The sequence below is a fragment of the Bradyrhizobium valentinum genome (genome assembly GCF_001440405.1).
GTDB classification, from domain to species: Bacteria; Pseudomonadota; Alphaproteobacteria; order Rhizobiales; family Xanthobacteraceae; genus Bradyrhizobium; species Bradyrhizobium valentinum.
The window spans coordinates 4729-26982 of sequence record NZ_LLXX01000052.1; the positions used below are offsets into that span (position 1 = coordinate 4729).

Annotated in this window: 23 protein-coding genes and 2 pseudogenes; 17 read left to right on the top strand and 8 right to left on the bottom strand. The window is 63.8% G+C overall.

Annotated features, from left to right (window positions below):
• Positions 1 to 476: 476 nt before the first annotated feature.
• Together CP49_RS09215 and proC are read left to right on the top strand one after the other, a co-directional pair.
• Positions 477 to 977 carry a type III secretion system chaperone family protein gene (locus CP49_RS09215; RefSeq protein WP_057849963.1) on the top strand — a complete coding sequence of 167 codons (501 nt, stop codon included), beginning with the start codon at positions 477 to 479 and terminating at the stop codon, positions 975 to 977.
• Between the two features lie 182 nt (positions 978 to 1159).
• Positions 1160 to 1981 (top strand): pyrroline-5-carboxylate reductase, encoded by an 822-nt coding sequence (gene proC / locus CP49_RS09220; protein WP_057849964.1) that lies wholly within the window; start codon positions 1160 to 1162, stop codon positions 1979 to 1981.
• 149 nt (positions 1982 to 2130) lie between these two features.
• Here proC and CP49_RS09225 read toward each other — a convergent pair whose 3' ends face one another.
• The 4 genes and pseudogenes from CP49_RS09225 to CP49_RS09240 form a co-directional block, all read right to left on the bottom strand.
• Positions 2131 to 2526: a thioesterase family protein gene (locus tag CP49_RS09225; RefSeq protein ID WP_057849965.1), complete on the bottom strand. Its 396-nt coding sequence runs from the start codon at positions 2524 to 2526 to the stop codon at positions 2131 to 2133.
• A 189-nt stretch (positions 2527 to 2715) separates the two neighbouring features.
• Positions 2716 to 2928 (bottom strand): tautomerase family protein, encoded by a 213-nt coding sequence (locus CP49_RS09230; protein WP_028350741.1) that lies wholly within the window; start codon positions 2926 to 2928, stop codon positions 2716 to 2718.
• A 272-nt stretch (positions 2929 to 3200) separates the two neighbouring features.
• Positions 3201 to 4551, bottom strand: a pseudogene (gene hisS / locus CP49_RS09235) (histidine--tRNA ligase); the annotation flags it as partial.
• A 359-nt stretch (positions 4552 to 4910) separates the two neighbouring features.
• Positions 4911 to 5987 (bottom strand): branched-chain amino acid aminotransferase, encoded by a 1077-nt coding sequence (locus CP49_RS09240; RefSeq protein ID WP_057849967.1) that lies wholly within the window; start codon positions 5985 to 5987, stop codon positions 4911 to 4913.
• A gap of 329 nt (positions 5988 to 6316) precedes the next feature.
• Between CP49_RS09240 and CP49_RS09245 the strand changes: the two genes are divergently transcribed.
• From CP49_RS09245 to CP49_RS09255, 3 genes are read left to right on the top strand one after another with little or no spacing between them, the layout of a single operon-like run.
• Positions 6317 to 6868: a MarR family winged helix-turn-helix transcriptional regulator gene (locus CP49_RS09245; protein ID WP_057849968.1), complete on the top strand. Its 552-nt coding sequence runs from the start codon at positions 6317 to 6319 to the stop codon at positions 6866 to 6868.
• Positions 6869 to 6870: 2 nt separating this feature from the next.
• A complete protein-coding gene (locus tag CP49_RS09250; protein ID WP_245310626.1) occupies positions 6871 to 7605 on the top strand; it encodes a response regulator in 735 nt (244 codons plus the stop codon).
• A gap of 8 nt (positions 7606 to 7613) precedes the next feature.
• The gene (locus tag CP49_RS09255; protein WP_057849969.1) at positions 7614 to 8999 is read left to right on the top strand and encodes an ATP-binding protein; all 1386 of its coding nucleotides are present in this window, start codon (positions 7614 to 7616) and stop codon (positions 8997 to 8999) included.
• Between the two features lie 175 nt (positions 9000 to 9174).
• Here CP49_RS09255 and CP49_RS09260 read toward each other — a convergent pair whose 3' ends face one another.
• Complete coding sequence (locus CP49_RS09260) at positions 9175 to 9714, bottom strand: DUF3617 domain-containing protein (RefSeq protein ID WP_057849970.1); 540 nt, start codon at positions 9712 to 9714, stop codon at positions 9175 to 9177.
• Between the two features lie 103 nt (positions 9715 to 9817).
• On the bottom strand, positions 9818 to 10123 hold the full coding sequence (locus tag CP49_RS09265; protein ID WP_057849971.1) for a hypothetical protein: 306 nt from the start codon (positions 10121 to 10123) through the stop codon (positions 9818 to 9820).
• 166 nt (positions 10124 to 10289) lie between these two features.
• On the opposite strand from CP49_RS09265, the gene CP49_RS09270 reads away from it, so the two are divergent.
• The 4 genes from CP49_RS09270 to CP49_RS09285 all read left to right on the top strand — a co-directional run bounded on the left by CP49_RS09270 (position 10290) and on the right by CP49_RS09285 (position 13214).
• Positions 10290 to 10766 carry a hypothetical protein gene (locus CP49_RS09270; protein WP_057849972.1) on the top strand — a complete coding sequence of 159 codons (477 nt, stop codon included), beginning with the start codon at positions 10290 to 10292 and terminating at the stop codon, positions 10764 to 10766.
• Between the two features lie 123 nt (positions 10767 to 10889).
• Positions 10890 to 11573: a ribonuclease T2 family protein gene (locus CP49_RS09275; protein ID WP_057849973.1), complete on the top strand. Its 684-nt coding sequence runs from the start codon at positions 10890 to 10892 to the stop codon at positions 11571 to 11573.
• 306 nt (positions 11574 to 11879) lie between these two features.
• A complete protein-coding gene (locus CP49_RS09280) occupies positions 11880 to 12740 on the top strand; it encodes a 23S rRNA (adenine(2030)-N(6))-methyltransferase RlmJ (protein ID WP_057849974.1) in 861 nt (286 codons plus the stop codon).
• Positions 12741 to 12998: 258 nt separating this feature from the next.
• Positions 12999 to 13214: a cold-shock protein gene (locus CP49_RS09285; protein WP_028350729.1), complete on the top strand. Its 216-nt coding sequence runs from the start codon at positions 12999 to 13001 to the stop codon at positions 13212 to 13214.
• Positions 13215 to 13280: 66 nt separating this feature from the next.
• Here CP49_RS09285 and CP49_RS09290 read toward each other — a convergent pair whose 3' ends face one another.
• Positions 13281 to 14120: a class I SAM-dependent methyltransferase gene (locus CP49_RS09290; protein ID WP_057849975.1), complete on the bottom strand. Its 840-nt coding sequence runs from the start codon at positions 14118 to 14120 to the stop codon at positions 13281 to 13283.
• Positions 14121 to 14224: 104 nt separating this feature from the next.
• Complete coding sequence (locus CP49_RS09295) at positions 14225 to 14848, bottom strand: outer membrane protein (protein ID WP_057849976.1); 624 nt, start codon at positions 14846 to 14848, stop codon at positions 14225 to 14227.
• Between the two features lie 222 nt (positions 14849 to 15070).
• Between CP49_RS09295 and uvrC the strand changes: the two genes are divergently transcribed.
• The 8 genes and pseudogenes from uvrC to CP49_RS45850 form a co-directional block, all read left to right on the top strand.
• On the top strand, positions 15071 to 17140 hold the full coding sequence (gene uvrC / locus CP49_RS09300) for an excinuclease ABC subunit UvrC (protein WP_057849977.1): 2070 nt from the start codon (positions 15071 to 15073) through the stop codon (positions 17138 to 17140).
• A gap of 84 nt (positions 17141 to 17224) precedes the next feature.
• Positions 17225 to 17839, top strand: a complete 615-nt coding sequence (gene pgsA / locus CP49_RS09305) for a CDP-diacylglycerol--glycerol-3-phosphate 3-phosphatidyltransferase (RefSeq protein WP_057849978.1) — start codon at positions 17225 to 17227, stop codon at positions 17837 to 17839.
• Positions 17836 to 18087, top strand: coding sequence for a molybdopterin converting factor subunit 1 (gene moaD, locus CP49_RS09310; protein ID WP_057849979.1), 252 nt, complete (start codon positions 17836 to 17838; stop codon positions 18085 to 18087). The genes pgsA and moaD overlap by 4 nt, the downstream gene beginning before the upstream one ends.
• Positions 18088 to 18095: 8 nt before the next feature.
• On the top strand, positions 18096 to 18563 hold the full coding sequence (locus CP49_RS09315) for a molybdenum cofactor biosynthesis protein MoaE (RefSeq protein ID WP_057850001.1): 468 nt from the start codon (positions 18096 to 18098) through the stop codon (positions 18561 to 18563).
• Positions 18563 to 19528 carry a 50S ribosomal protein L3 N(5)-glutamine methyltransferase gene (gene prmB, locus CP49_RS09320; RefSeq protein ID WP_057849980.1) on the top strand — a complete coding sequence of 322 codons (966 nt, stop codon included), beginning with the start codon at positions 18563 to 18565 and terminating at the stop codon, positions 19526 to 19528. Before CP49_RS09315 ends, prmB begins: the two co-directional genes overlap by 1 nt.
• Before the next feature lie 109 nt (positions 19529 to 19637).
• Positions 19638 to 20984, top strand: a complete 1347-nt coding sequence (gene aptA / locus CP49_RS09325) for an omega-aminotransferase AptA (RefSeq protein ID WP_057849981.1) — start codon at positions 19638 to 19640, stop codon at positions 20982 to 20984.
• Between the two features lie 101 nt (positions 20985 to 21085).
• The gene (locus tag CP49_RS09330; RefSeq protein ID WP_057849982.1) at positions 21086 to 21658 is read left to right on the top strand and encodes a phage holin family protein; all 573 of its coding nucleotides are present in this window, start codon (positions 21086 to 21088) and stop codon (positions 21656 to 21658) included.
• 178 nt (positions 21659 to 21836) lie between these two features.
• Positions 21837 to 22254, top strand: a pseudogene (locus CP49_RS45850) (EAL domain-containing protein); the annotation flags it as partial.

Below are 22254 nucleotides of genomic sequence, written 5' to 3' on the forward strand. Positions count from 1 at the left end.
ATCGCAGACGAGACCGAGAAATGGGGCAAGGTGGTCCGCGCAGGCGGCCTCAAGCCGGAGTAAGGAGGCGCCTCGAGCTGGGCCTTCCGCGCAAAGGCCACGTATTGCGCGCCGAGCTGATGTCCCGGTGCTGGGAACGCGAAGCGCGTCATCGCAGGAAAATTAACGATCTATTAACCATTGTGGCAGACCGGCCCGATTTCTCCAGCCGCCGGACTCCGCGGCGCTCGAATCCGATTCCGGTTTGTTCTCAAATTAATAACTGTGGCCACGATCAACTGTGGACGACGCCGCTTTGGCCTGTGGACGGACTCCGGGGTCAGTTGCGCGGATTCCGCAAATCACATCACTTGAGCGTCAGCAGGCCCCGGGACGACCAGCGATCAGGGGATTGCAGTCGGCGGCGGCGCCTAAGTTCAACGCGCGCCGGGCTCCGTGTGCGTATCAGAAGAATTCAAAAACAAGGTCGAGACGGCATGTCCCTCCTCGAAAGCGTTATCGATTCCCGGAACAACCCGTTGGCGGTGGTCGAGGACATTGCCGCCGACAACAACTGGGCGTTCGAACGCTCCGGTGAAGACGAAGTCACCATTGTCTCCAGGGGCAACTGGACGGACTATCAGCTCTCCTTCACCTGGATGCCGGAGATCGAGGCGCTGCATTTGGCCTCCGCCTTCGACATGAAGATTCCGCCTGCGCGCCGCGCGGAAGTGCAGCGGCTGATCGCGGGGATCAACGAACAGCTATGGGTCGGCCATTTCGACATCTGGACCCACACCGGCATGATCATGTACCGGCAGGCGCTGGTGCTGCCGGGCGGGCTGACCGCCTCGACCGCGCAATGCGAGGTCATGCTGGTCGGCGCCATCCACGCGTGCGAGCGCTATTACCCTGCGTTCCAGTTCGTGGTCTGGGCAGGAAAGAGCGCCGCGGAAGCCATGAGCGCGGCGATGTTCGATACCGAGGGCGAGGCGTAGGGTTTCCGCCGTTCCGGCCGCCTCCGCACATTGGATGTCGTCCCCGCGAACGCGGGACCCATACGCCGTGACGGCAATCGTGCAGGACGGCGCTTGTTGCAGATATCTTGATCCACTAGAACCGCTTGTGGTTATGGGTCCCCGCGTTCGCGGGGACGACGCCTGCACTTGTGGTGACGCCCATGAACACCATCAACGCACTTCAAAACCTCCACGGCACCATCGCGCTCGCCGGCGCGGGCAAGATGGGCGGCGCGATGCTGACCGGATGGCTGGCCGGCGGCCTCGACGCAAGCCGCGTCATCGTGGTCGAGCCCCACCCGTCCGAGGACATCAAGGCGCTCGCGGCCAAGGGCGTCCGCCTCAATCCGAAGGACGCCGGCACGGCCGACACGCTGGTCGTGGCGGTGAAGCCGCAGACGTTCCGTGAAGCCGGTCCGGCGCTGAAGAAGCTCGTCGGACCGTCCACGCTCGTGGTCTCGATCATGGCGGGCACGACGATTGCGGCGCTGGAAGAAGTCTGCGGCGGCATGGTGGTTCGCGCCATGCCGAACACGCCGGCCGCGATCGGCCGCGGCATCACGGTCGCAGTGCCCGCGAAAAATGTCAGCGCCGCGCAGCGCGCCATCGCCGATGCGCTGCTGCGCGCCACCGGATCGGTCGAATGGGTCGACGACGAAAGCCTGATGGATGCGGTCACCGCAGTGTCCGGCTCCGGCCCGGCCTATGTGTTCCTGCTCGCCGAGGAACTGGCGCGCGCCGGCGTCGAGGCCGGCCTGTCGGCGGAACTTGCGACCAAGCTCGCGCGCGAAACCGTAGCAGGCTCCGGCGAATTGCTGCATCGCTCGGACCTTGCTTCGGCCACGCTGCGCCAGAACGTCACCTCGCCCGGCGGCACCACGGCGGCCGCGCTGGAAGTGCTGATGGACAAGGACGGCCTGCAGCCGCTGATGATCCGCGCGATCGCGGCAGCGACGAAACGGTCGAAAGAATTGGCGAAGTAACGTTGCCGTTATCCTCGTGGTGAGGAGGCGCGAAAGCGCCGTCTCCGGACGATGCTCGCATCGCCGGGCGAACCATGAGGCCACAGACGGGCCTTCATCCTTCGAGACGCGCGAAGACGCGCTCCTCAGGATGAGGTCAGACATCTCAGCTACTTCCCTGCAAGCCGCTTGGTAAAACTCTCCACATTGACGAGCCCGCGGGCGTGGCGGCCGTCGCCGATCTTGCGCTCGCCTTCGAAGGCTTCGACCTCGAAGCGGATCACGCGGCGCTCGACGGCTATGACCTTTCCTGTGACGCGCACCGTCGCGCCAACCAGCGACGCGCCGAGATGGCGGATATCGACCTCGGTGCCGACAGTGATCCAGCCCGGCCGAAGATAACGCCTGATGGCGTCGCTGGATGCCATCTCCATTTCCAGGATCATCATCGGCGTTGCATAGACCATCGGCATATCAGGCACGAAATGCCCGACGGTGCGCTCGGGCGGCACCACCAGCGTCCGCTCGGCGCTCATGCCGACCTTGATGAAGTCGCGTGCGTCCATGGATCGCTTCCCTTCCCTCTCCCCTTGTGGGAGAGGGTGGATCAATCGCGCGAAACGCGCGATTGAGACGAGTGAGGGGTCTCTCTCCGCGAGCCAATCTCTCGCATTGGTATTCGCCGATAGAACCCCTCATCCGGCGGACTACGTCCGCCACCTTCTCCCACAAGGGGAGAAGGAAACGAGACCGCGCTACTTCTTCGCCGCGGCAGCAGCCGCCGCGCGCTCGACGAACGTCTTGCCACCCTTCATCTTGTGGGCCAGCGGCGCTTCGTTGATCTGGATCACCACTGCATCGGCATCGACGCCGAGGTTCTTCACCAGCGCTTGCGTGATGTCGCGCATCATGCCGGCCTTCTGTTCGTCGGTGCGGCCGGCGGCCATGCTTACGGTGATCTCAGGCATTCTCGTCTCTCCCTTTGCTCTTGCTACGTTTCGTTCGCCACAAACTCAGTCCTCATCCTGAGGAGCGGCCTCTTGGACCGCGTCTCGAAGGATGGCTTTATTGTCCTCATGGTTCGAGACGACGCAAGAGCGCCTCCTCACCATGAGGGCTTAATTCCACTTCACGTCATGGCGCGCCAGCACGTCGCGCACCTTCGCGACGATCTCGCCTTCACCGCAGGAAAACTGCGCCGGACGCGTCTCCCGCCATTCCTGGTTGGAGGCGATGGCGGCGGCGGCTTTTGCGCCTTCGATCAGATCCTTGATCTGAATTTCGCCACGCGCCTTTTCATCCGAGCCCTGAATGATCACGCATGGCGAGTTGCGGCGGTCGGCATATTTGAGCTGGTTGCCCATGTTCTTCGGATTGCCGAGATAGAGCTCGGCGCGGATGTTCGCATTGCGGAGCTGCGCAACCATCTTCTGATAGTCGGCGATACGATCGCGATCGAACACGGTGACCACGACCGGGCCGAAGTCCGGCCGCGTATCGAGTTTGCCCAGCATCGTCAGCGCGGCCTGCAGCCGCGATACGCCGATGGAAAATCCCGTCGCCGGTACCGGCTCGCCGCGGAAGCGCGAGACGAGGCCATCATAGCGGCCACCGCCTCCGACCGAGCCGAAGCGAACGGGGCAGCCTTTTTCGTCCTTGGTTTCGAGCGTGAGTTCGACCTCGTAGACAGGGCCGGTGTAATATTCGAGACCGCGCACGACCGAGGGGTCGATGATGATTTGATCCGACCCATAGCCCGACGCCGTTACCAGCTTGCCGATCGCGTCGAGTTCGTCGCGACCTTCCTGTCCGACCTTGCTGTCGCGCAGCCGCGCATCGATCTGCGTGCCCTGCTCGATCGCACCAACGACCAATGCAATGTCATCAGGCTTCAGGCCGGCGCCTTTGGTAAAGTCACCCGACTCATCCTTGCGGCCCTCGCCCAGCAACTGCTGCACACCGGAAATGCCGAGACGATCGAGCTTGTCGATCGCGCGCATCACCGTCAGCCATTGTCCGTCATCGGCAATGCCTAGCGCATCGCGCACGCCATCCAGCACCTTGCGGTTATTCACCTTCACCACATACGAGCCGCGCGGAATGCCCAGCGCTTCCATCGTATCCGCCGCCATCATGCACATCTCGGCGTCGGCCGCAGGCGAGGCCGAGCCCACCGTGTCGGCATCGAACTGCATGAACTGACGGAAACGGCCGGGGCCTGGCTTCTCGTTGCGATAGACGTAACCGGCGCGGTAGCTGCGATAGGGCTTCGGCAGCGCGTCGAAGTTTTCCGCCACATAGCGCGCCAGCGGCGCGGTCAGGTCGTAGCGGAGCGAGATCCACTGCTCGTCGTCGTCCTGGAACGAGAACACGCCTTCGTTGGGCCGGTCCTGGTCGGGCAGGAATTTGCCCAGCGCGTCGGTGAACTCCATCGCCGGCGTTTCCACCGGCTCAAAACCGTAGCGCTCGTAGACCTCGCGGATTTTCTCGACCATCTGGCGCGTGGCCGCGATCGCGGCGGGCCCGCGATCTTCCAGCCCGCGCGGCAGCCGCGCCTTCAGTTTCTGGGGTTTTTTGGGTTTTTCAGCCATGGGCGGCTAGGTACCAGCCGAGGCACGGCAGGGCAACCCGGGCCAATGCACCCTCTCCGCTTGTGGAAGAGCGTGGCTTCGGCCTCGGCAACTGCACGCCGCGACGCGCAATGCTTTGATCTCTTCGTTCGAGCTCGCGGCTTACCCCTCTCCCCAGCCCTCCCCCGCAAGGGCCCGCAAGGGGGGAGGGAGCCTTACCAGTGTGCTCACTTCACATTGCATGTTGGCTATCCCTGATGTGATTGGCACGAGTCAGGGACGCATCGGCGGTAGGGTTCCCTCTCCCCTTGCGGGAGAGGGTTAGGGGAGGGGTGCCGCTTGCTCCGCTGCCAGACGAATGCGATGACGCCCGCCGCCGGTCACAGGACCTTTCTGATCCAGTCGTGCGGGTCCGCTGCGCGACCGTACTGGATATCCACGAGCTTCTTACGCAGCCCCATGGCGACCGGGCCGGCCGCGCCGCCGCTAATAAGAAAATCGCCGTCCGCCGAACACACCTTGCCGATCGGCGAGATGACGGCCGCGGTGCCGCAGGCGAACGCCTCTTTCAGCTTTCCGCTGGCGGCGTCTGCGCGCCACTGGTCGATGGTGTAAGCCTCCTCGCGCACACGGGTGCCGGAATCCCTCGCCAGCGCGATGATCGAATCGCGGGTGATGCCCGGCAGGATCGTGCCGAGCGGCGGTGTCGAGAGCGAGCCGTCGTCGAATACGAAGAAGACGTTCATGCCGCCGAGCTCCTCGATGTAGCGGCGCTCGATCGCGTCGAGGAAAACGACCTGATCGCAGCCGTGCTCGATGGCCTCGGCCTGCGCGCGCAGGCTCGCAGCATAATTGCCGCCGCACTTGACAGCGCCGGTACCGCCGATCGCAGCGCGCGTATAATTCTCCGACACCCAGATCGACACCGGCGCAGGTCCGCCCTTGAAATAGGAGCCGACCGGCGAGGCGATGACACCAAAAATGTATTCCGCTGATGGTTTCACGCCGAGGAAAACCTCGCTCGCGATCATGAACGGCCGGAGATAAAGACTGCCCTCGCCCCCTGGTATCCAGGCGCTGTCGATGCGCACGAGCTGCTCGACCGCTTCGATGAACACAGGCTCGGGCAGCGGCGCCATGGCCATGCGCTCAGCCGAACTCCGGAAGCGCCGGGCATTGGCATCGGGGCGGAACAGGTTCACGCCGTTGTCGCGCTTGTAGGCCTTGAGGCCTTCGAAAATCTCCTGCGCGTAGTGAAGGATGGCTGTGGCCGGATCGAGCGAGAAATTCGCACGGGCCTCGATACGCGCGTCGTGCCAGCCCTTTCCCTGGCTGTAGCGGACCAAAGCCATGTGATCGGTGAAAACCCGGCCGAAGCCGGGATCCACGAGCTTTGCCGCGCGCTCCTTCTCAGGGGTAGGATTCGCCGCAGGCCGGATTTCGAATTTCAAACTCATTCCCTTGCTTCCCGCTGTCGGAATCGGCGCGAATTCTGGCGCCGGCCTGCCTCTCCGGGCCTGCTGGGTTAATCGGTCTGGACTTCACCACCACCGGCCTCGCGGCCGGTTTCCATCGCCATCATGTCGGTTGAGGACATGCTTTTGCGGAATGCCGAAGTCCAGTATGTTTGTCGAAATGCCGCTCGACAATCGCACGGTAGTTCAATTCGCGGCCGTTGCCGCCATTGCTGGCTTTTTCCGGCTGCCTGACACGTCACCAGTTCGAAACGACTTAAAGTTTCGTCGTGGACGGCAGTTTTGTAACATTGAACCCAAGATATGTCAACATGACTGACGTAAATTTCTCAAGGGGCGCCGCTAACCCCGATTCGCAGGGGGCCGAGGGTGTGCCCGCCCCGAGATCCGGCGAGCTGCGATGGGACATCATCGAGCTTTTGTTCTTCGCCTATCGCGACTTCGTGGGCGACGCCGACCATGAGCTCGAGGCTTTCGGCTTCGGCCGCGCCCATCACCGCGTGATGCATTTCGTCTACCGCTATCCCGGCCTCAAGGTCGCCGACCTGCTGGACGTCCTGCGGATCACCAAGCAGTCGCTTGGTCGGGTGCTAAAGCAGTTGCTCGATGAGGGTTACATCGTCCAGAAGACCGGCAACAACGACCGCCGGCAGCGCCTTCTTTACGCCACCCCCAAGGGCGAAGCGTTGGTGGCAAAGCTCGCAGGGCTGCAGACCGATCGCATCACCCGCGCGCTCCGGGATATCAATCCCGAAGGCGTCGCGGCGATCAGCCAGTTCTTGCGCGCGATGATCGATCGCGACGACCCCGACAAGGTGTTAGAGGCGATCTTCGGGACCGGCAGCAAGAAGCCAAGGGAGTGACCGTGGCGCAAGGAGCAACCATCGCTGCAGCCACCGCGCGCGCCGCGCGGCAACTGGCCGACGACGCCCCGCATCTGCTCCTGGTCGACGACGACCGCCGTATCCGCGATCTGTTGTCGCGTTTTTTATCTGGCGAGGGGTATCGCGTCACCACCGCGTCGAGCGCGACCGACGCGCGCGCAAAACTGCTCAGCCTGCATTTCGATCTCCTGATCCTCGACGTCATGATGCCCGGCGAAACCGGCTTCGACCTGGCGCGGTTCATTCGCACGTCCTCCTCGGTGCCGATCATCATGCTGACGGCGCGCCATGAGGCGGAGGCGCGGATCGAGGGCCTGCAGATCGGCGCCGACGATTATGTTGCCAAACCGTTCGAGCCGCGCGAGTTGATCTTGCGGATCGGCAATATCCTCAAGCGTACCGCGCCGCCGCCGGTGGAAGCGCTGGAGCAGATCGCGTTCGGCCCTTACGTATTTCATCTCGATCGCGGCGAACTGCGCCAGGGCGAGGAGATCATTCACCTGACCGATCGCGAGCGCGAAATGCTGCGCATTCTGGCGGTCACGCCCGGCGAGACCGTGCCGCGTGCGGCGCTGACGGGGGACGGCACGGTGAACGAGCGCGCGGTCGACGTGCAGATCAACCGCCTGCGGCGCAAGATCGAGCGCGATCCCGCCAATCCGCTGTTCCTGCAGGCGGTGCGCGGCATCGGCTATCGCCTGGTCGCGTCGCCCTGAGCCAACTCATGAGCACGCTCGACACCGGCCTGACGTTCATCCGCAATGCGTCGCAACGCGTCTCCAGGGCCAATGGCTGGATGGGCAACGCGTTCAAGGGCTGGATGCCGACCGGCCTCTATGCCCGGGCGCTCCTGATCATGATCGTGCCGATGGTGATCCTGCAAACGGTCGTGGCGTTCGTGTTCATGGAGCGGCACTGGAACACGGTGACACGGCGCCTGTCGGCGGCCGTGGTGCAGGACATCGCCAGCCTGATCGACGTCTACAAGGCCTTTCCGCAGGACAAGGACCGCGCGCAGTTGCGCCACATCGGGCAGCGGCTGCAACTGGTCGTCGATTTTCTTCCCGTCGGCGATATGCCGCAGCCCGGGCCGAAACCATTCTTCTCGCTGCTCGACCAGACCCTGTCGTCGCAGATCGGCCGCCAGATCCGCCGCCCGTTCTGGATCGATACTGTCGGCAAGTCCAATCTGGTTGAAATCCGCATTCAGCTCGACGATGCCGTGATGCGTGTGTTCGCACAGCGCAGTGCCGCCTATGCCTCCAATTCGGAAATTTTCATCTTCTGGATGCTCGGCACCTCCTCGATCCTGCTGATCGTCGCGGTGCTGTTCCTGCGCAATCAGATCAGGCCGATCCTGCGGCTGGCGGACGCCGCCGAAAGCTTCGGCAAGGGGCGCGAGGTGCCGAATTTCCGCCCGCGTGGCGCACGGGAGGTGCGGCAAGCGGCGCAGGCGTTCCTGGAGATGAAAGCTCGCGTCGAGCGCTCGATCGAACAGCGCACCGCGATGCTGGCCGGTGTCTCGCACGATCTGCGCACCATCCTGACCCGCTTTAAGCTCGAACTCGCGCTGATCGGCGACAGCCCCGAAGTCGACGGCATGCGCAAGGACGTCGACGAAATGGCCGGCATGCTGGAGGCCTATCTCTCCTTCGCGCGCGGCGACAGCGGCGAGGTGGCGCAGCCGACCGACATGGCGATGGCGCTGGAGGAATTGCGCAACGATGCCGAGCGCCACGGCCATACCGCGACGGTGGTGTTCCGCGGCCTGCCGGTGGTGACGGTAAAACCGGCCTCGTTCAAGCGCTGCATCGCCAACCTCGTCTCCAACGCAGCACGGCACGCCAAGACGGTCGCCATCACCGGCCACCGCGATCACCGCTATCTGACGGTGACGGTCGACGACGACGGGCCAGGCATTCCCGCAAATATGCGCGAGGAAGTGTTCAAGCCGTTCCTGCGGCTCGACGACGCCCGCAATCAGGACGAGGGCGGCACGGGCTTGGGATTGGCCATCGCCCGCGACATCGCCCGCTCGCATGGCGGCGACATCACGCTCGGCGACAGCCCGATGGGCGGCTTGCGCGCGGCGGTAAGGGTCCCGGTGTAGTTGTTTTCGAGAGACCTCGGCCTCGCCCTTCGAGACGCGCGAAGACACGCTCCTCAGGGGGAAGGTCTTACCCAGTATGAGGCCCCAGCACCGGGCCTCCACCCCTCATGGTGAGGAGCGCAGCTAAGCTGCGCGTCTCGAACCATGAGGCCACCGGCTAGGCAATCTTCGGAGGTTACTTCGCCGGCTGCTTCGGGATCAGCGCCTTCAGCTTTTGCATGTCCTTGATGTTCATCTTCATGCCGCCAGGCATCATGATGTCGCCGGGCTTCTGGTCGGCCTTGCAGGCGCCGACCCATTTGGCCTCGATCGTGGAGGTGGAATCGTTCGCGCCGGCCCGGCCACCCTCGCTATGCGAGGTCGATTTCACGGTATAGGCGGAGTTGAAGTCACCGGTGATCTCGGCCTTTGATTTGACCGTCACGCCGGCGATGCCGCAAACCGAATCGGTGACATAGCCGGTCGCCGTTTTCTGGATCTCCTGCTTCGAGCAGATATCTTTGGCCACCGGCGACATTGCGGTGCTCATGTCCTTGTCCGTGGTCTCGTCGGTGCACTGCTGCATGGTCATCTCGGGCACCGATCCGCCGCTCAGCACCTTCATTTCCCACAGACCGGCCTTACGCACCGGCAGCTCCACGGCAACGGCGCCGCTCGCAGGCAACAGGGCAAGCAAGCCAACGGCAGACCAAGACACAAAAAGCAGTCGTCTCATGCGTGTGCTCCCCTGAATACTTCAACGCTATCGTGCGCGCGAAGTGAACACACGCTTTGCGTGGCAAAAACATGTCCAGCCGGAAAACAGGTAGTGGGCGCGCTCAGTAAAGCGTGCGCAGCGGCCGCTCAGCGGCGCCATAGGGGACCCAGCGGCAGGCAAAGGAAACATAGCCGCCGTAGTTCGGCTGCACGCCGAGGAATTTCACCACCTTGCCGTAACGAGCGCAGTGGTCGACGGCGAGCTGGCGGGCATCGGCCTGCATCGCGAGCGGATAGGCGATGATACCACCGGTGTCGTTGCCCTTGAACGCCGGCACCGTATCGATGTCCCACCAATGCGCCTGCGCCGGCGCCCCCGCCAGCATCCCGCCCATGGCAATCAGGCACGCGGCCACAATTCTTCGCATCGCAGACTCCGTTTCGCTCGAAGCCCACCATAGTGTGCGCCGAAGGCCATGAAAAGAATGGTTGCAGCACGAGGCGGACTTGGCCGTCAGGTGTTGCCGCGCTGCACTTGACCTCGTCAGAGCTTCGCGGCACCGTCTCGCGCACTGATTTACGGGCGGATTCCCCATGCGCAACCTATTCACATCCTTGAGAGCTCTCGGCCCCAGATCACTTGGCCCGATGACAGCGGCGCTCGCCCTGCTGATCTCCAGCCACGCCGCCCAGGCCGCCAATCCGCTGGAGCTGAATTTCGGACTGTTCGGCCCGCGCTATGACGGCCGCGTCGCCGAATGCGAGCGGGCGCTAACGACGATCGCGTATCAATTCCAGGAGAAGGAGGGCAAGTTCTGGAATTCGGCGCTGGTGATCACCGGCTTTGGCCGGATCCATGAAACTGCATTCCGGCCATGGCAGTCCGACAACATCCCGCGCCGTTACTGCAGCGGCGACGTCATGCTGAGCGACGGCAAGATGCGCACGGTGCACTACTCGATCATCGAGGATGGCGGCTTTGCCGGCTTCAGCCAGGGCGTCGAATGGTGTGTGACCGGGCTCGACCGCAATTGGGCCTACAGCCCGGGCTGCCGAGCCGCCCGGCCCTGATTCCCCCGATTCGCCGATCCGGGCGAGCCTGCTCCGGCCCAGCGTATGGGGAGCATCAAATTTGTTCTTGAAATGTTCCGCCTCCCTGCTAGGCTCCTGGTAGTCTGGTAGAGGGGGCGTTCGATGCACCGGTCCATTATCATTGTTTCGCGGCTTCTGATTTCACTGGCTCTTGTTGTCGTTTCTGCCGGGACGGCGTCCGCCCAGGACCGCCGGCAGAACGCCCCGGGCGAGTTCGATTTTTACGTCCTTGCCCTTTCATGGTCGCCCTCGTTCTGCGAGGCGGCGGCTGAGCGGGGCAATAGCGGGCGATCACAGACCCAGTGCAGCCGCCCCTATTCGTTCGTGGTTCACGGCCTGTGGCCGCAATATGAGCGCGGCTTTCCCGAATATTGCCAGCGGCCCTCGCCGCGGCTCGATCGCAACGTCATGACCTCGATGCTGGACCTGATGCCGGCGCCCGGCCTGATCTTCAACGAGTGGGACAAGCACGGCACCTGTTCGGGCCTTGGTGCGCGAGCCTATTTCGAGACCACGCGAAAAGCGCGCGCTGCGGTAAGGATTCCCGAGGAATTCCTGCAATTGTCGGAGCAGAAGACCATCGCCCCCGGCGATCTCGAAGAGGCCTTTATCAAGGTCAACCCGGGCCTGAGCAGTTCGGCGATTTCGGTGACCTGCTCGAGCCGGCGCCTGAGCGAGGTGCGGGTCTGCCTGAGCAAGGACATGCAGTTCCGCGCCTGCGAGGAAATCGACCGCCGCGCCTGCCGGCGTGACGAGGTGGTGATGCCGCCGGTGCGGGGCGGCTGAAGCCTCCCTTGCTCCGCCATGCCAAGGCATGGCGGCTCCCTTGCGCAGACTGCTCGAAGTTGTCTGCGTTCCCGGCCATCCACGGCTTTATCGTCATCTGCAAGACGCGTGGATGGCCGGGACCTATCTGCACCAAGGCGTCTTTGGCCATTTCGGCCCCGATCGTGAGGCGTTTGCGAGCAGGACCCGCCAAGGCTTCGCCGGGTTTTCAGCCCTGGTCCTCCGAAGCGTTTCGCGAAGGAGGACAAGGCCGGCCCTGACGAGTAGAAGACACTTTCGTCTGCTCCAATTGATCGGCCGACTGCGATGAACTACCGACACGCCTTTCACGCCGGCGGCTTTGCCGATGTCATCAAGCACATCGTGCTGGTGCGCATGCTGACCTATCTGCAGGAAAAGCAGGCGCCGTTTCGCGTCATCGACACCCATGCCGGTGCCGGCCGTTACGATCTCACAGGCGAAGAGGCGCGCCGCGGCGGCGAATGGCTGACCGGCATTGCACGGGTGATGCAGGCGCGGTTTTCGGAAAACGCGCTGCCGCTGGTGACCCCCTACCTCGATATCATCAGGGCATTCAACGCACCGGGCAAGCTTGAGGCCTACCCCGGGTCGCCTTTGATCGCCCGCGCCCTGCTGCGGCCGCAGGACCGTCTCACCGCCTGCGAAATCGAGCCTGGCGCCCGCAGGCAACTGATCGATGCGCTGCGCCGCGACAGCCAGGCGCGGGTGGTCGATCTCGACGGTTGGACGGCGCTGCCGGCCTTCGTGCCTCCCAACGAGCGGCGCGGCCTGGTACTGATTGATCCCTCGTTCGAGCAAAAGGACGAATTCGAAAGCCTGGCCAGCGGCTTCGCCGAAGCCTACGCGAAATGGCCGACAGGCAGCTATCTGATCTGGTATCCGGTGAAGAGCCGGCGCGCCACCGACACCTTGGCTCGGCAGGTCGCAGGCGCCGCCGCCGCCAGCAAGCCGGCCGGGAAATGCCTCCGGCTCGAATTCAGCGTTGCGCCGCAGGAGCCGGGCGGTCCCCTCGCCTCCACCGGCCTCCTGATCGTCAATCCGCCGTGGACGCTGGCGAGCGAATTGAAGACAATTCTACCCGAACTCGAAAAACCGCTCGGCCAGGGCGGTGCCGGCCGTTTCAGGCTCGAGACGCCCAAGCCCTGAAGGTACTACCCATGAAAAGTGCGATTGGGCCGTAGGCAATTTACGCGAAACCGTATTATGCTCAGGCCGTTGGGACTGGCTTTACGTTCCGCTTCCGCGAATGGTTGCGGCGGAGTGATCAAGGCCGAAGAAAAATCCAGGTCGGTCGGCGGCATCAACCGATCGGCTCAGGTGGCCAAGCTTCCGGCAGCGAATGTCCGGTCGGCCTATACGCGAGGTGCGCGTAGCGGCGGAGCAATACGGGGGAGGAGTTTCCCGATGGCCATGACTGGAACAGTCAAGTTCTTTAACGGAGAACGCGGCTACGGCTTCATCAAGCCCGATGATGGCGGCCGCGATGTGTTCGTACACATCACCGCCGTCGAGCGGGCCGGATTGAAGGATCTGACAGAAGGACAGCGCATTACGTTCGAGGTCGAACCGGACAAGAAGGGCAAAGGCCCCAAGGCGGTCAACCTGGTGATTTCATCGTGAGCTCGCGCTCACGCTTGGAAGCGAACTGAACTTTGCCTGCACGATCAACTGGTGCGGCGCCGCCGCTCAGAGAGTCGAGGCATGCATGACATGCCCGCCGCGCGCCGGCGCTGACCGTTCAGCCTCGGAAAAGAAACGCGTCGCAATCTCGGCCGGGCCGATATCATCAACACGGCGAAAACCCGCCTCCGTCATTCTGGCGCATAACGGCGCGGTGTCGAAATAGCTCTGGATGCGCTCGCCTGCCGCGGCCACCCGGCCTGCCAGTGCTTGATGAGCCATGCGGGCGGCGGGCGCGATCGAAGCCGCAGGATTGACGTAGTCGAACGTCACCTCGGCGCCGCCTTCCAGTTGAGCGATGAATCCGAGCGTCGAAAAGATCGCCGGCTCGGTCAGGTAGGGCACGACGCCGAGCCAACTGAAAAAACTCCTCTCCGCCGCATTGAAGCCCGCGGTGCGGAGAACTTCAGCCAGCGTCTGGCGTTCGAAATCGATGGGGACGAAACGAAGCGTGTCAGGCACATCGATCGCGGCATCGGCCAGCATCTGGCGCTTGCGTTGCTGCGTCGCCGGATGGTCGACCTCGAATATCCGCAGGCGGCCGGCGAGCGGCGTCCGGTAGGCAAGCGTGTCCAGTCCGGCGCCGAGCACCACAAGCTGGGTAGTGCCGGCGTTCGCCGCGACGTTAAGAGCGTCTTCCGTAATGCGCGAACGCGCGGCGATGAACCAGCGCAGCCGCGACCCGGACGTGTGAGCCCGCGCATGATCGAGCGACACCGCGATGTCGTCGCCGAGAATACGCAACGCCAGGGGATCGGCCAGGATCGATGCGTGATCCAGCACCTGATGCGCCGCGCGCAAGCGGGCGGCGCCCAACGCGGTAAGGCTAGGCTGTCCGGTTTGCATGATACCGTTCTATCGCGCTTTCACGTGACGTGCCGATCACAAGGCAAAAAAAATCCCGGCGGCTTACTGCCGCCGGGAGGCGGTAGCCGGCAGTTTCTTTGTTCTCAGAAGTGATAGTTCAAGCCGGCCCGTATCAGGCCGAACCGGTAACCGTTCGACGCGCCTGTAATGACGAAGTTGCTGTTGGCCAGATCGACATAGAGGTATTCGACCTTGGCGCTCCAGTTCGGCGCGAAGCCCATCTCGGCGCCGACGCCCAGAGTCCAACCCGCATTGGTATGGGATTCCGACAGGCCGAAGGTGGTGGCGCGCAGCTCGCCAAAGGCGAGACCGCCCGTGCCGAAGAACAGCACGTTGTTGAATGCGTAACCGGCGCGGCCGCGAACCGTGCCGAACCAGGGATTGGAGAATTTCCACGGGGCGAAGGTTTCTTCGGCACCGGTCGCCTGGAGGTCGCCTTCGAGACCGAACACCCAGGCTCCGTTCTGCCAATTGTAGCCGGCCTGGACGCCGCCCACGAAACCGGACGGCTTGGTCGGATTGTCGGCGACCGAGCCCCAGGCATAGCCGAGGTTGCCGCCGAGATAGGGGCCGGCCCAGCTATCGGGACCGAACTGCGTCTGGTTGACTGTCAAAGGCGGGCGCGATCCGTAGAGGTCGGCCGCCCGTGCCGACGTGGTCCAGCCGGTGGCGATCAGCGCCAGCGCGCCCCACACAAACCTGCCCATCACCCCAACTCCACGCAACTGCCGTGACCACGCCGGGCAAGAAACCGGCCTGGTTACGGAACTCCACCTTTTTCCGGTAAGATTTATCGAGAGTTTTAAGTTAAAGGGTTGTTAAGTCGGGTTAGCGCCCACTCATCAGTCTTAAGGAAGCGTTACCGGCCTCTCCGCGAGAGCGCGCCGCGAGCGCTGGCGATGCCGCCCTGCAGCGCTTAATTTAGGCCCATGGATCACGATTCTACCGACCATCCGCAGCCCCCGCGCAAGGCGCGGCGGGGTTCCCAGCCGGATTTACCGCCCCAGGACCTGACCGCCGCCGCCGACGTCGATCCCGCGACATCTGCCGCCGAGGAGGACGACGAGGCTCGCCTGCCGGAAGCCCCCGAGGAGCCCGCTGAGGCGATTGCCGAAGGCCCGTTGGCGGTCGGCCACGCGGCTATCGAAAACGCGGTGCGGCTGGCGCCGACCTCTCCCGGCGTCTATCGCATGCTCAATACCGCGAGCGACGTGCTGTACGTCGGCAAGGCGAAAAACGTTCGCAAGCGGCTGGCTTCCTACGCCCGCATCAACGCGCCGCTGCCGGCGCGCATCCTGCGCATGATCGCGGCGACCGTGACAGTCGAGATCGTCTCCACCACGACCGAGACCGAAGCGCTGCTGCTGGAAGCCAATCTGATCAAGCAGCTACGGCCGCGGTTCAACGTACAACTGCGCGACGACAAGTCGTTTCCCTACATCCTGATCACCGGCGACCATTGGGCGCCGCAGATCCTCAAACATCGCGGCGCGCAAACCAGGCCCGGACGATATTTCGGGCCGTTCGCGTCCGCCGGCGCGGTCAACCGCACGATTACGGCGCTACAGCGTGCCTTCCTGATCCGCTCCTGCACCGACGGCTTTTTCGAAAGCCGCACGCGGCCGTGCCTGCTGTATCAAATCCGCCGCTGTTCGGGTCCCTGCACGCGCGAGATCGACTTCCCCGGCTATACCGAGCTGGTCCGCGAGGCTAACGATTTCCTTTCCGGCCGCAGCCACGCCGTGAAGGAGCTGCTCGCCGCCGAAATGGAGAAGGCGTCGAACGAACTCGAATTTGAAACCGCCGCGCTCTACCGCGATCGCCTCGCCGCGCTGTCGGCGATCCAGTCGCAGCAGGGCATCAATCCGCGTACCGTGGAAGAAGCCGACGTATTCGCCATCCATCAGGAAGGCGGCTATTCCTGCGTGGAAGTGTTCTTCTTCCGCACCGGCCAGAACTGGGGCAACCGCGCCTATTTCCCGCGCGCGGAGAAGTCGTTCACGCCGGAGGAAGTGCTGGCTTCATTCCTCGCGCAGTTCTACGACGACAAGCCGCCGCCGAAGCTGATCCTGCTCTCGCACGCGATCGAAGAATCTGAGCTGCTTGCCGACGCCCTTTGCGTGAAGGCTGGCTACAAAGTCGAAATCTCCGTGCCAAAGCGCGGCGAGAAAAAGGAATTGGTCACGCACGCGCTGACCAATGCGCGCGAGGCGCTCGGCCGCAAGCTCGCCGATACGGCGACGCAGAGCCGGCTGCTGGAAGGGATGGCAGCCACGCTCGGACTGCCGCAGGTGCCGAAGCGCATCGAGGTCTACGACAACAGTCACATCCAGGGCACCAACGCCGTCGGCGCGATGATCGTTGCGGGGCCGGATGGTTTTATCAAAAACCAGTACCGCAAGTTCAACATCAAATCCGAGGGGCTGACGCCTGGCGACGACTACGCGATGATGCGCGAGGTGCTGGAGCGGCGCTTCAAGCGGCTGCTGAAGCCGCCGGAGGGCGACGTCGCCAAAGCGAAAGCCGACGATGATTCGTTTCCGCAATGGCCCGACCTCGTCATCATCGACGGCGGCCGCGGCCAGCTCAACGCCGTCAGGGAGATTTTCGAGGGGCTCGGGCTGGCCCAGGTCTCGCTCATGGCCGTGGCAAAAGGCCCAGACCGCGATGCCGGACGGGAGACCCTGTTCATGCCGGACCGCGAGGCCATCAAGCTCGAACCGCGCGATCCCGTGCTGTATTTCATCCAGCGACTGCGCGACGAGGCGCATCGCTTCGTGATCGGCTCGCACCGCAAACTGCGGAAAAAAGACATCAGGGAAGCTGGCTTGCAGGAAATCCCGGGCATCGGCCCGTCACGCAAACGTGCCTTGCTGCACCACTTCGGAACCCTGAAGGAGATCGAGCGGGCCTCGATCGCCGACCTGGGCAAGGTTCCGGGGGTCAGCGCCGAAAGCGCCCGCAAAATTTTCGAGTTTTTCCATACGCAACCGAGTTAAGGGGTTTTAATTCATATGGGTGTCGCCTGCGACATCTAGGCCCGCACGGTTGACCTTCACGCTTCAGCGGTATTGGTAAGACGGATGAACATCGCAACGACCAGGGGACAGACCAAGAGCATGTCCCTGCCAAATATCCTTACCTACGCGCGCATAGCCGCCATTCCGGTAGTGGTGGGCTGCGTGTTTGCCCAGTCCATTCAGGACGGCCCGCTGTGGCTGCGCTGGGTGGCGCTGGCGGTCTTCATCGCCGCCGCGGTGACCGACTACCTCGATGGCTATTATGCGCGAATTTGGGACCAGCAGTCCGCCTTTGGCCGCATGCTCGACCCGATCGCCGACAAGCTGCTGGTCGCGTCCTGCCTCCTGATGCTGGCCGCCGATAGCAGCATCCATGGCTGGACGCTGTGGGCTGCCATCGTGATCCTGTGCCGCGAGATCCTGGTCTCGGGCCTGCGGGAATATCTGGCGGCGTTGCGGGTGAGCGTGCCCGTGACGAAGCTTGCGAAATGGAAGACGACGATCCAGCTAGTCGCGATCGGCTTTCTGATCGCGGGCGAAGCGGGCGAGCAGCTCCTGCCCGCGACCACCCTGATCGGGATCGTCCTGTTGTGGATGTCGGCAATCTTCACGATCTACACCGGCTGGGACTATTTCCGCGCCGGCATCCATCACCTCATCAAGGAGGATGAGGGATGAAGGTCAAATATTTCGCCTGGGTACGCGAGCGGGTCGGCATGGCGGAGGAAACCGTCGAGCCGCCGGCCGACGTCCGCACGGTGAACGATCTGATCGGCTGGCTGTCCAGCCGCGGCGAGGCCTACGCCCATGCCTTCGAAAAGCCGAAGGTGATCCGCGCCGCGATCGACCAGGCCCACGTCAAGCCGGACGCCGTGATATCAGGCGCGCGTGAGATTGCGTTCTTCCCGCCGATGACCGGCGGTTGACCCGGGCCATGTCCGTCACCGCGACCATCCGTATCCAGGAAGGCGATTTCGACGTTGCACAGGAGATCGCGGCGCTCACCAATGGCCGCACCGATATCGGGGCAGTCGTTACGTTCAGCGGCATCTGCCGCGGCAGCGAGAACGGCGAACCGATCGCCGCGCTGACGCTCGAGCATTATCCCGGCATGGCGGAAGCCGAGATCGTGCGCCACACTGACGAAGCGCTGTCGCGTTGGCCGTTACAGGGCCTGACCGTCATTCACCGCTTCGGCCGCATCGCGCCGGGCGAGAACATCGTGCTGGTGATAACCGCTTCGCCGCATCGGCAGGCGGCCTTTGAAGCAGCGGAATTCCTGATGGACTACCTGAAGACCAACGCGCCGTTCTGGAAGCGCGAGGAAAGCGAAAAAGGCACGAGTTGGGTCGAGGCGCGCGACCATGACGACGCGGCCGCCGCGCGCTGGACCAAGCCCTGATGGCCAAACGCGCAAAACCGCCGGCGAAGCGCGGCACCAGCCCGTCGAAACTCCCCAAGGTCGGTGCGGGCGAATTGCTGACGCTGCTCGATTTCGTCCGCTATGCCGTCAGCCGCTTCACCGAGGCCGAACTGGTGTTCGCGCACGGCACCACCGATCCCGTTGCCGAGGCCGTCTTCCTGGTCTGCGAGGCGTTGCATCTGCACCCTGACCAGTTCGAGACCTTTGCAACCGCGCGCGTCACGGCGGCCGAAGGCCGCAAGATTCTCGACCTGATCGCGCGCCGCGTCACGACGCGAAAACCTGCCGCCTATCTCGTCAACAAGATCTACATGCGCGGCCTGCCCTTCTATGTCGACGAGCGCACCATCGTGCCGCGCTCCTTCATCGGCGAATTGCTCGACCAGCATTTCGGCGGCGACGGCGATGAGGAGGCCGGCTCGCTGATGTCGGACCCGGGCGCGGTAGAAAGCGTGCTCGACCTGTGCACCGGCTCGGGCTGCCTTGCCATTCTGGCCAGCCGGAATTTTCCGAATGCCGAAATCGACGCGGTGGATATTTCAAAGGACGCGCTCGACGTCGCCGCGCGCAATGTCGGGGATTACGGCTTGCAGCATCGCCTCACGCTGTATCGCGGCGATCTGTTCAAGCCGCTTGGCGAAAAGCGCTACGACCTCATCATTTCCAATCCGCCCTATGTCGATGCGGAAGGCATGTCCGATCTGCCGCGCGAATGCCGTGCGGAGCCGAAGCTCGCCTTCGACGGTGGCGCCGACGGGATCGACGTCGTCCGCCGCATCCTGGACGAGGCAGAAGCGCACCTGACGCCGCAGGGTGGGCTGCTATGCGAAATCGGGCGCTGCCGCCCGCAACTCGAGGCCGCCTATCCGCAATTGCCGCTGCTCTGGCTCGATACCGAGGATTCCGAGGGCGAAGTATTCTGGATCGCCGCCGCCGACCTCTGAATTTTACGGAATTGCGCGCAAATATCACGGCGTGCTGGCGTTCCCGTTGAGGGGCGAAACTGATAGTTTGGCATCAGTCCGACGACCCAAACATCAAAGAGGCCTCCCCATGCTGGACAAGAGCCCCCGCCCGACCCCCATCAACGTTCCGAGCGACCTCGCCGCGCACTGGATGCCGTTCACCGCGAACCGGGCGTTCAAGAAAAACCCGCGGCTGCTCGCCGGCGCCAAGGACATGCATTACTTCACGGTCGACGGCCGCAAGATCATCGACGCCGCCTCGGGCATGTGGTGCACCAATGCCGGCCACGGCCGCACCCAGATTTCGTCGGCGATCGCCAAGCAGGCCGAGGCGCTGGACTATGCGCCGCCGTTCCAGTTCGGCATCCCGCAGGCCTTCGAGCTCGCCAACCGCATCGCCGAGCTCGCGCCCGCCGGCCTCGACCACGTATTCTTTTGCAATTCCGGCTCGGAAGCGGCCGATACCGCGCTGAAAATCGCCCTGGCCTATCACCAGATTAACGGTCAAGGCAGCCGCATCCGCCTGATCGGTCGCGAGCGCGGCTATCACGGCGTCGGATTCGGCGGCACCTCGGTTGGTGGCATCGTCGGTAACCGCAAGCTGTTCGGCTCGCTGCTCACCGGCGTCGACCATTTGCCGGCGACCTACGACCGCGAGAAACAGGCTTTCAGCAAAGGCGAGCCGGACTATGGCACGCATTTCGCCGATGAATTGGAGCGGCTGGTCAACCTGCACGGCGCCAACACCATCGCCGCCGTGATCGTCGAGCCGATGGCCGGATCGACCGGCGTGCTGCCGGCTCCGAAGGGCTATCTCAAGCGGCTGCGCGAGATCACCCAGAAGCACGGCATCCTCTTGATCTTCGACGAGGTCATTACGGGCTTTGGCCGGCTCGGCTTTGCTTTTGCCGCCGAACGCTACGGCGTGGTGCCTGATATGCTGACCTTCGCCAAGGGCGTCACCAATGGCGCAGCCCCGATGGGCGGCGTGCTGGTGCGCGACACCATCCACGACGCTTTCATGAGCGGCCCGGAACATGCCGTCGAGCTGACCCACGGCTATACCTATTCGGCCCACCCGCTGGCCTGCGCCGCCGGCCTTGCCACCCTCGACATCTACCGCGACGAAAAGCTGTTCGAGCGTGCTCATGGGCTCGAGCCGAAGTTCGCCGACGCCGTGATGTCGCTACGGAACGAACCGGGTGTGGTCGATATCCGCACCATCGGGCTGACCGCCGGCATCGACCTCGCGCCGCAGGCCGACGCGCCGGGCAAGCGCGGTTTTGCCGGGCTCAACAGCGCCTTCCACGACAATGATCTGATGATCCGGGTAGCCGGCGACACGCTGGCACTGACCCCGCCCCTGATCGTTACCGAGGACCAGATCGGCGAGATCATCGAGAAGGTCGCCAAGGTGATCCGGGCGACCGCGTAGCGGCTGCATCGGCTCTGGCCCGGCAGGAACATTCGAAACCACCCGGCGTTCATTCAACCGGCGGAAAGCGATCACGCCTCCGCCGGTTGAGGAATTTCGGGATGCTCGCGCCTTCGAGCAGCTTGCTGCGCGCCGGGGTGGAACTGAAGCTGAACCAGGTCAAGCTGGCGACGCGATCCTACCTGCGCGACCGCACCCGTCAGGCAACCTCGACCGTAGCTTCCTATGCTATCGTCGCCGGCCTGTTCGCAGCGGCCGGCATTTTCATGATCGCCGCCTGCCTTGTCGGCATGACCGCGCTGTTCCGCTGGATCGAGATCCATTACGGGCAGTTTTGGGCTTTCGGCGCGGTCGGCGCCTTGCTGGCGATGATCGCCGCAATTTGCGCGGGGCTCGCCGCCGCCAAACTCAGACAAAAGACGCCGCACCTCCCCTCGCTCGCCAGCCGCCTGCGCGTCGCGGTCAAGGCCAGCCCGCTCGAACCGGACAAGATCGACGCCGCGAGAGACACCGCCAGGTCGGTTCTGCAGGCACCGCCCGCGAGCAGGCGCGGCAGGCATCGATCCCCCTCAAGGGACACCAGGCATATGCAGGCCGGCTTAATTCTGATGGCGACCTTGCTGGGCTTGGCGGCAACGCGACGGCGATGGCAAGCACGACAGCCGGACGTCTGACGGCACGCAGCTTGCTGCGCTGCATTTCCAGTTCCGACCGTGTCCAAAGAACACTAGCTCTGCGAATCAACATTGATGTTAAGGTTGCAGCGCTTGGGGGAGCGCATATCGGAACGTGCCTGAAACTTCCGTGTTTTCCCGGTGAGGACAGTTCGGACCTGAGGGCGTAGCGCGCGACATGATTCGCATTTCGACGATTTTCATCGCCATCTGCATGGTGCTGGTTGCAGCCTCCCTCGGGCTCGTCCTGCACGCGGTGGCGGGCTTCAGCGGCACCGAATCCGCGCTCGTGGCGCTTACCGCGCTGACCTTCCTGATCCTCTACAACGCAGTGTCGATGCGGCTGCGCGACCGCTCCGACGTCGGCGGCCAGATCGCCGATCTTTCCCGCGGCACCGCCGACCTCGCCCGCCAGGTCGCCGAATTCGGCCGGCGGCTCGCCGCTGTCGAGGGCCGGGTGGTTTCGGCGAACTCTGCAAGCTCCGATCGCATCCAGGCCGTCCTCGGCGAGATCAACGAACTCGGCATACTGGTCAAGCAACTGGCCGTCTCTGTGGCGAGCCATGAGGATCTGCTGGCGTCGGGCCCGACGGCTG

What these genes read in the sequence shown, in the direction of transcription:
- CP49_RS09215 (WP_057849963.1), top strand. Translation starts at nt 477, where the DNA reads ATGTCCCTCCTCGAAAGCGTTATCGATTCCCGGAACAACCCGTTGGCG.
- proC (WP_057849964.1), top strand. Translation starts at nt 1,160, where the DNA reads ATGAACACCATCAACGCACTTCAAAACCTCCACGGCACCATCGCGCTC.
- CP49_RS09225 (WP_057849965.1), bottom strand. Translation starts at nt 2,526, where the DNA reads ATGGACGCACGCGACTTCATCAAGGTCGGCATGAGCGCCGAGCGGACG.
- CP49_RS09230 (WP_028350741.1), bottom strand. Translation starts at nt 2,928, where the DNA reads ATGCCTGAGATCACCGTAAGCATGGCCGCCGGCCGCACCGACGAACAG.
- CP49_RS09240 (WP_057849967.1), bottom strand. Translation starts at nt 5,987, where the DNA reads ATGAGTTTGAAATTCGAAATCCGGCCTGCGGCGAATCCTACCCCTGAG.
- CP49_RS09245 (WP_057849968.1), top strand. Translation starts at nt 6,317, where the DNA reads ATGACTGACGTAAATTTCTCAAGGGGCGCCGCTAACCCCGATTCGCAG.
- CP49_RS09255 (WP_057849969.1), top strand. Translation starts at nt 7,614, where the DNA reads ATGAGCACGCTCGACACCGGCCTGACGTTCATCCGCAATGCGTCGCAA.
- CP49_RS09260 (WP_057849970.1), bottom strand. Translation starts at nt 9,714, where the DNA reads ATGAGACGACTGCTTTTTGTGTCTTGGTCTGCCGTTGGCTTGCTTGCC.
- CP49_RS09265 (WP_057849971.1), bottom strand. Translation starts at nt 10,123, where the DNA reads ATGCGAAGAATTGTGGCCGCGTGCCTGATTGCCATGGGCGGGATGCTG.
- CP49_RS09270 (WP_057849972.1), top strand. Translation starts at nt 10,290, where the DNA reads ATGCGCAACCTATTCACATCCTTGAGAGCTCTCGGCCCCAGATCACTT.
- CP49_RS09275 (WP_057849973.1), top strand. Translation starts at nt 10,890, where the DNA reads ATGCACCGGTCCATTATCATTGTTTCGCGGCTTCTGATTTCACTGGCT.
- CP49_RS09280 (WP_057849974.1), top strand. Translation starts at nt 11,880, where the DNA reads ATGAACTACCGACACGCCTTTCACGCCGGCGGCTTTGCCGATGTCATC.
- CP49_RS09285 (WP_028350729.1), top strand. Translation starts at nt 12,999, where the DNA reads ATGGCCATGACTGGAACAGTCAAGTTCTTTAACGGAGAACGCGGCTAC.
- CP49_RS09290 (WP_057849975.1), bottom strand. Translation starts at nt 14,120, where the DNA reads ATGCAAACCGGACAGCCTAGCCTTACCGCGTTGGGCGCCGCCCGCTTG.
- CP49_RS09295 (WP_057849976.1), bottom strand. Translation starts at nt 14,848, where the DNA reads ATGGGCAGGTTTGTGTGGGGCGCGCTGGCGCTGATCGCCACCGGCTGG.
- uvrC (WP_057849977.1), top strand. Translation starts at nt 15,071, where the DNA reads ATGGATCACGATTCTACCGACCATCCGCAGCCCCCGCGCAAGGCGCGG.
- pgsA (WP_057849978.1), top strand. Translation starts at nt 17,225, where the DNA reads ATGAACATCGCAACGACCAGGGGACAGACCAAGAGCATGTCCCTGCCA.
- moaD (WP_057849979.1), top strand. Translation starts at nt 17,836, where the DNA reads ATGAAGGTCAAATATTTCGCCTGGGTACGCGAGCGGGTCGGCATGGCG.
- CP49_RS09315 (WP_057850001.1), top strand. Translation starts at nt 18,096, where the DNA reads ATGTCCGTCACCGCGACCATCCGTATCCAGGAAGGCGATTTCGACGTT.
- prmB (WP_057849980.1), top strand. Translation starts at nt 18,563, where the DNA reads ATGGCCAAACGCGCAAAACCGCCGGCGAAGCGCGGCACCAGCCCGTCG.
- aptA (WP_057849981.1), top strand. Translation starts at nt 19,638, where the DNA reads ATGCTGGACAAGAGCCCCCGCCCGACCCCCATCAACGTTCCGAGCGAC.
- CP49_RS09330 (WP_057849982.1), top strand. Translation starts at nt 21,086, where the DNA reads ATGCTCGCGCCTTCGAGCAGCTTGCTGCGCGCCGGGGTGGAACTGAAG.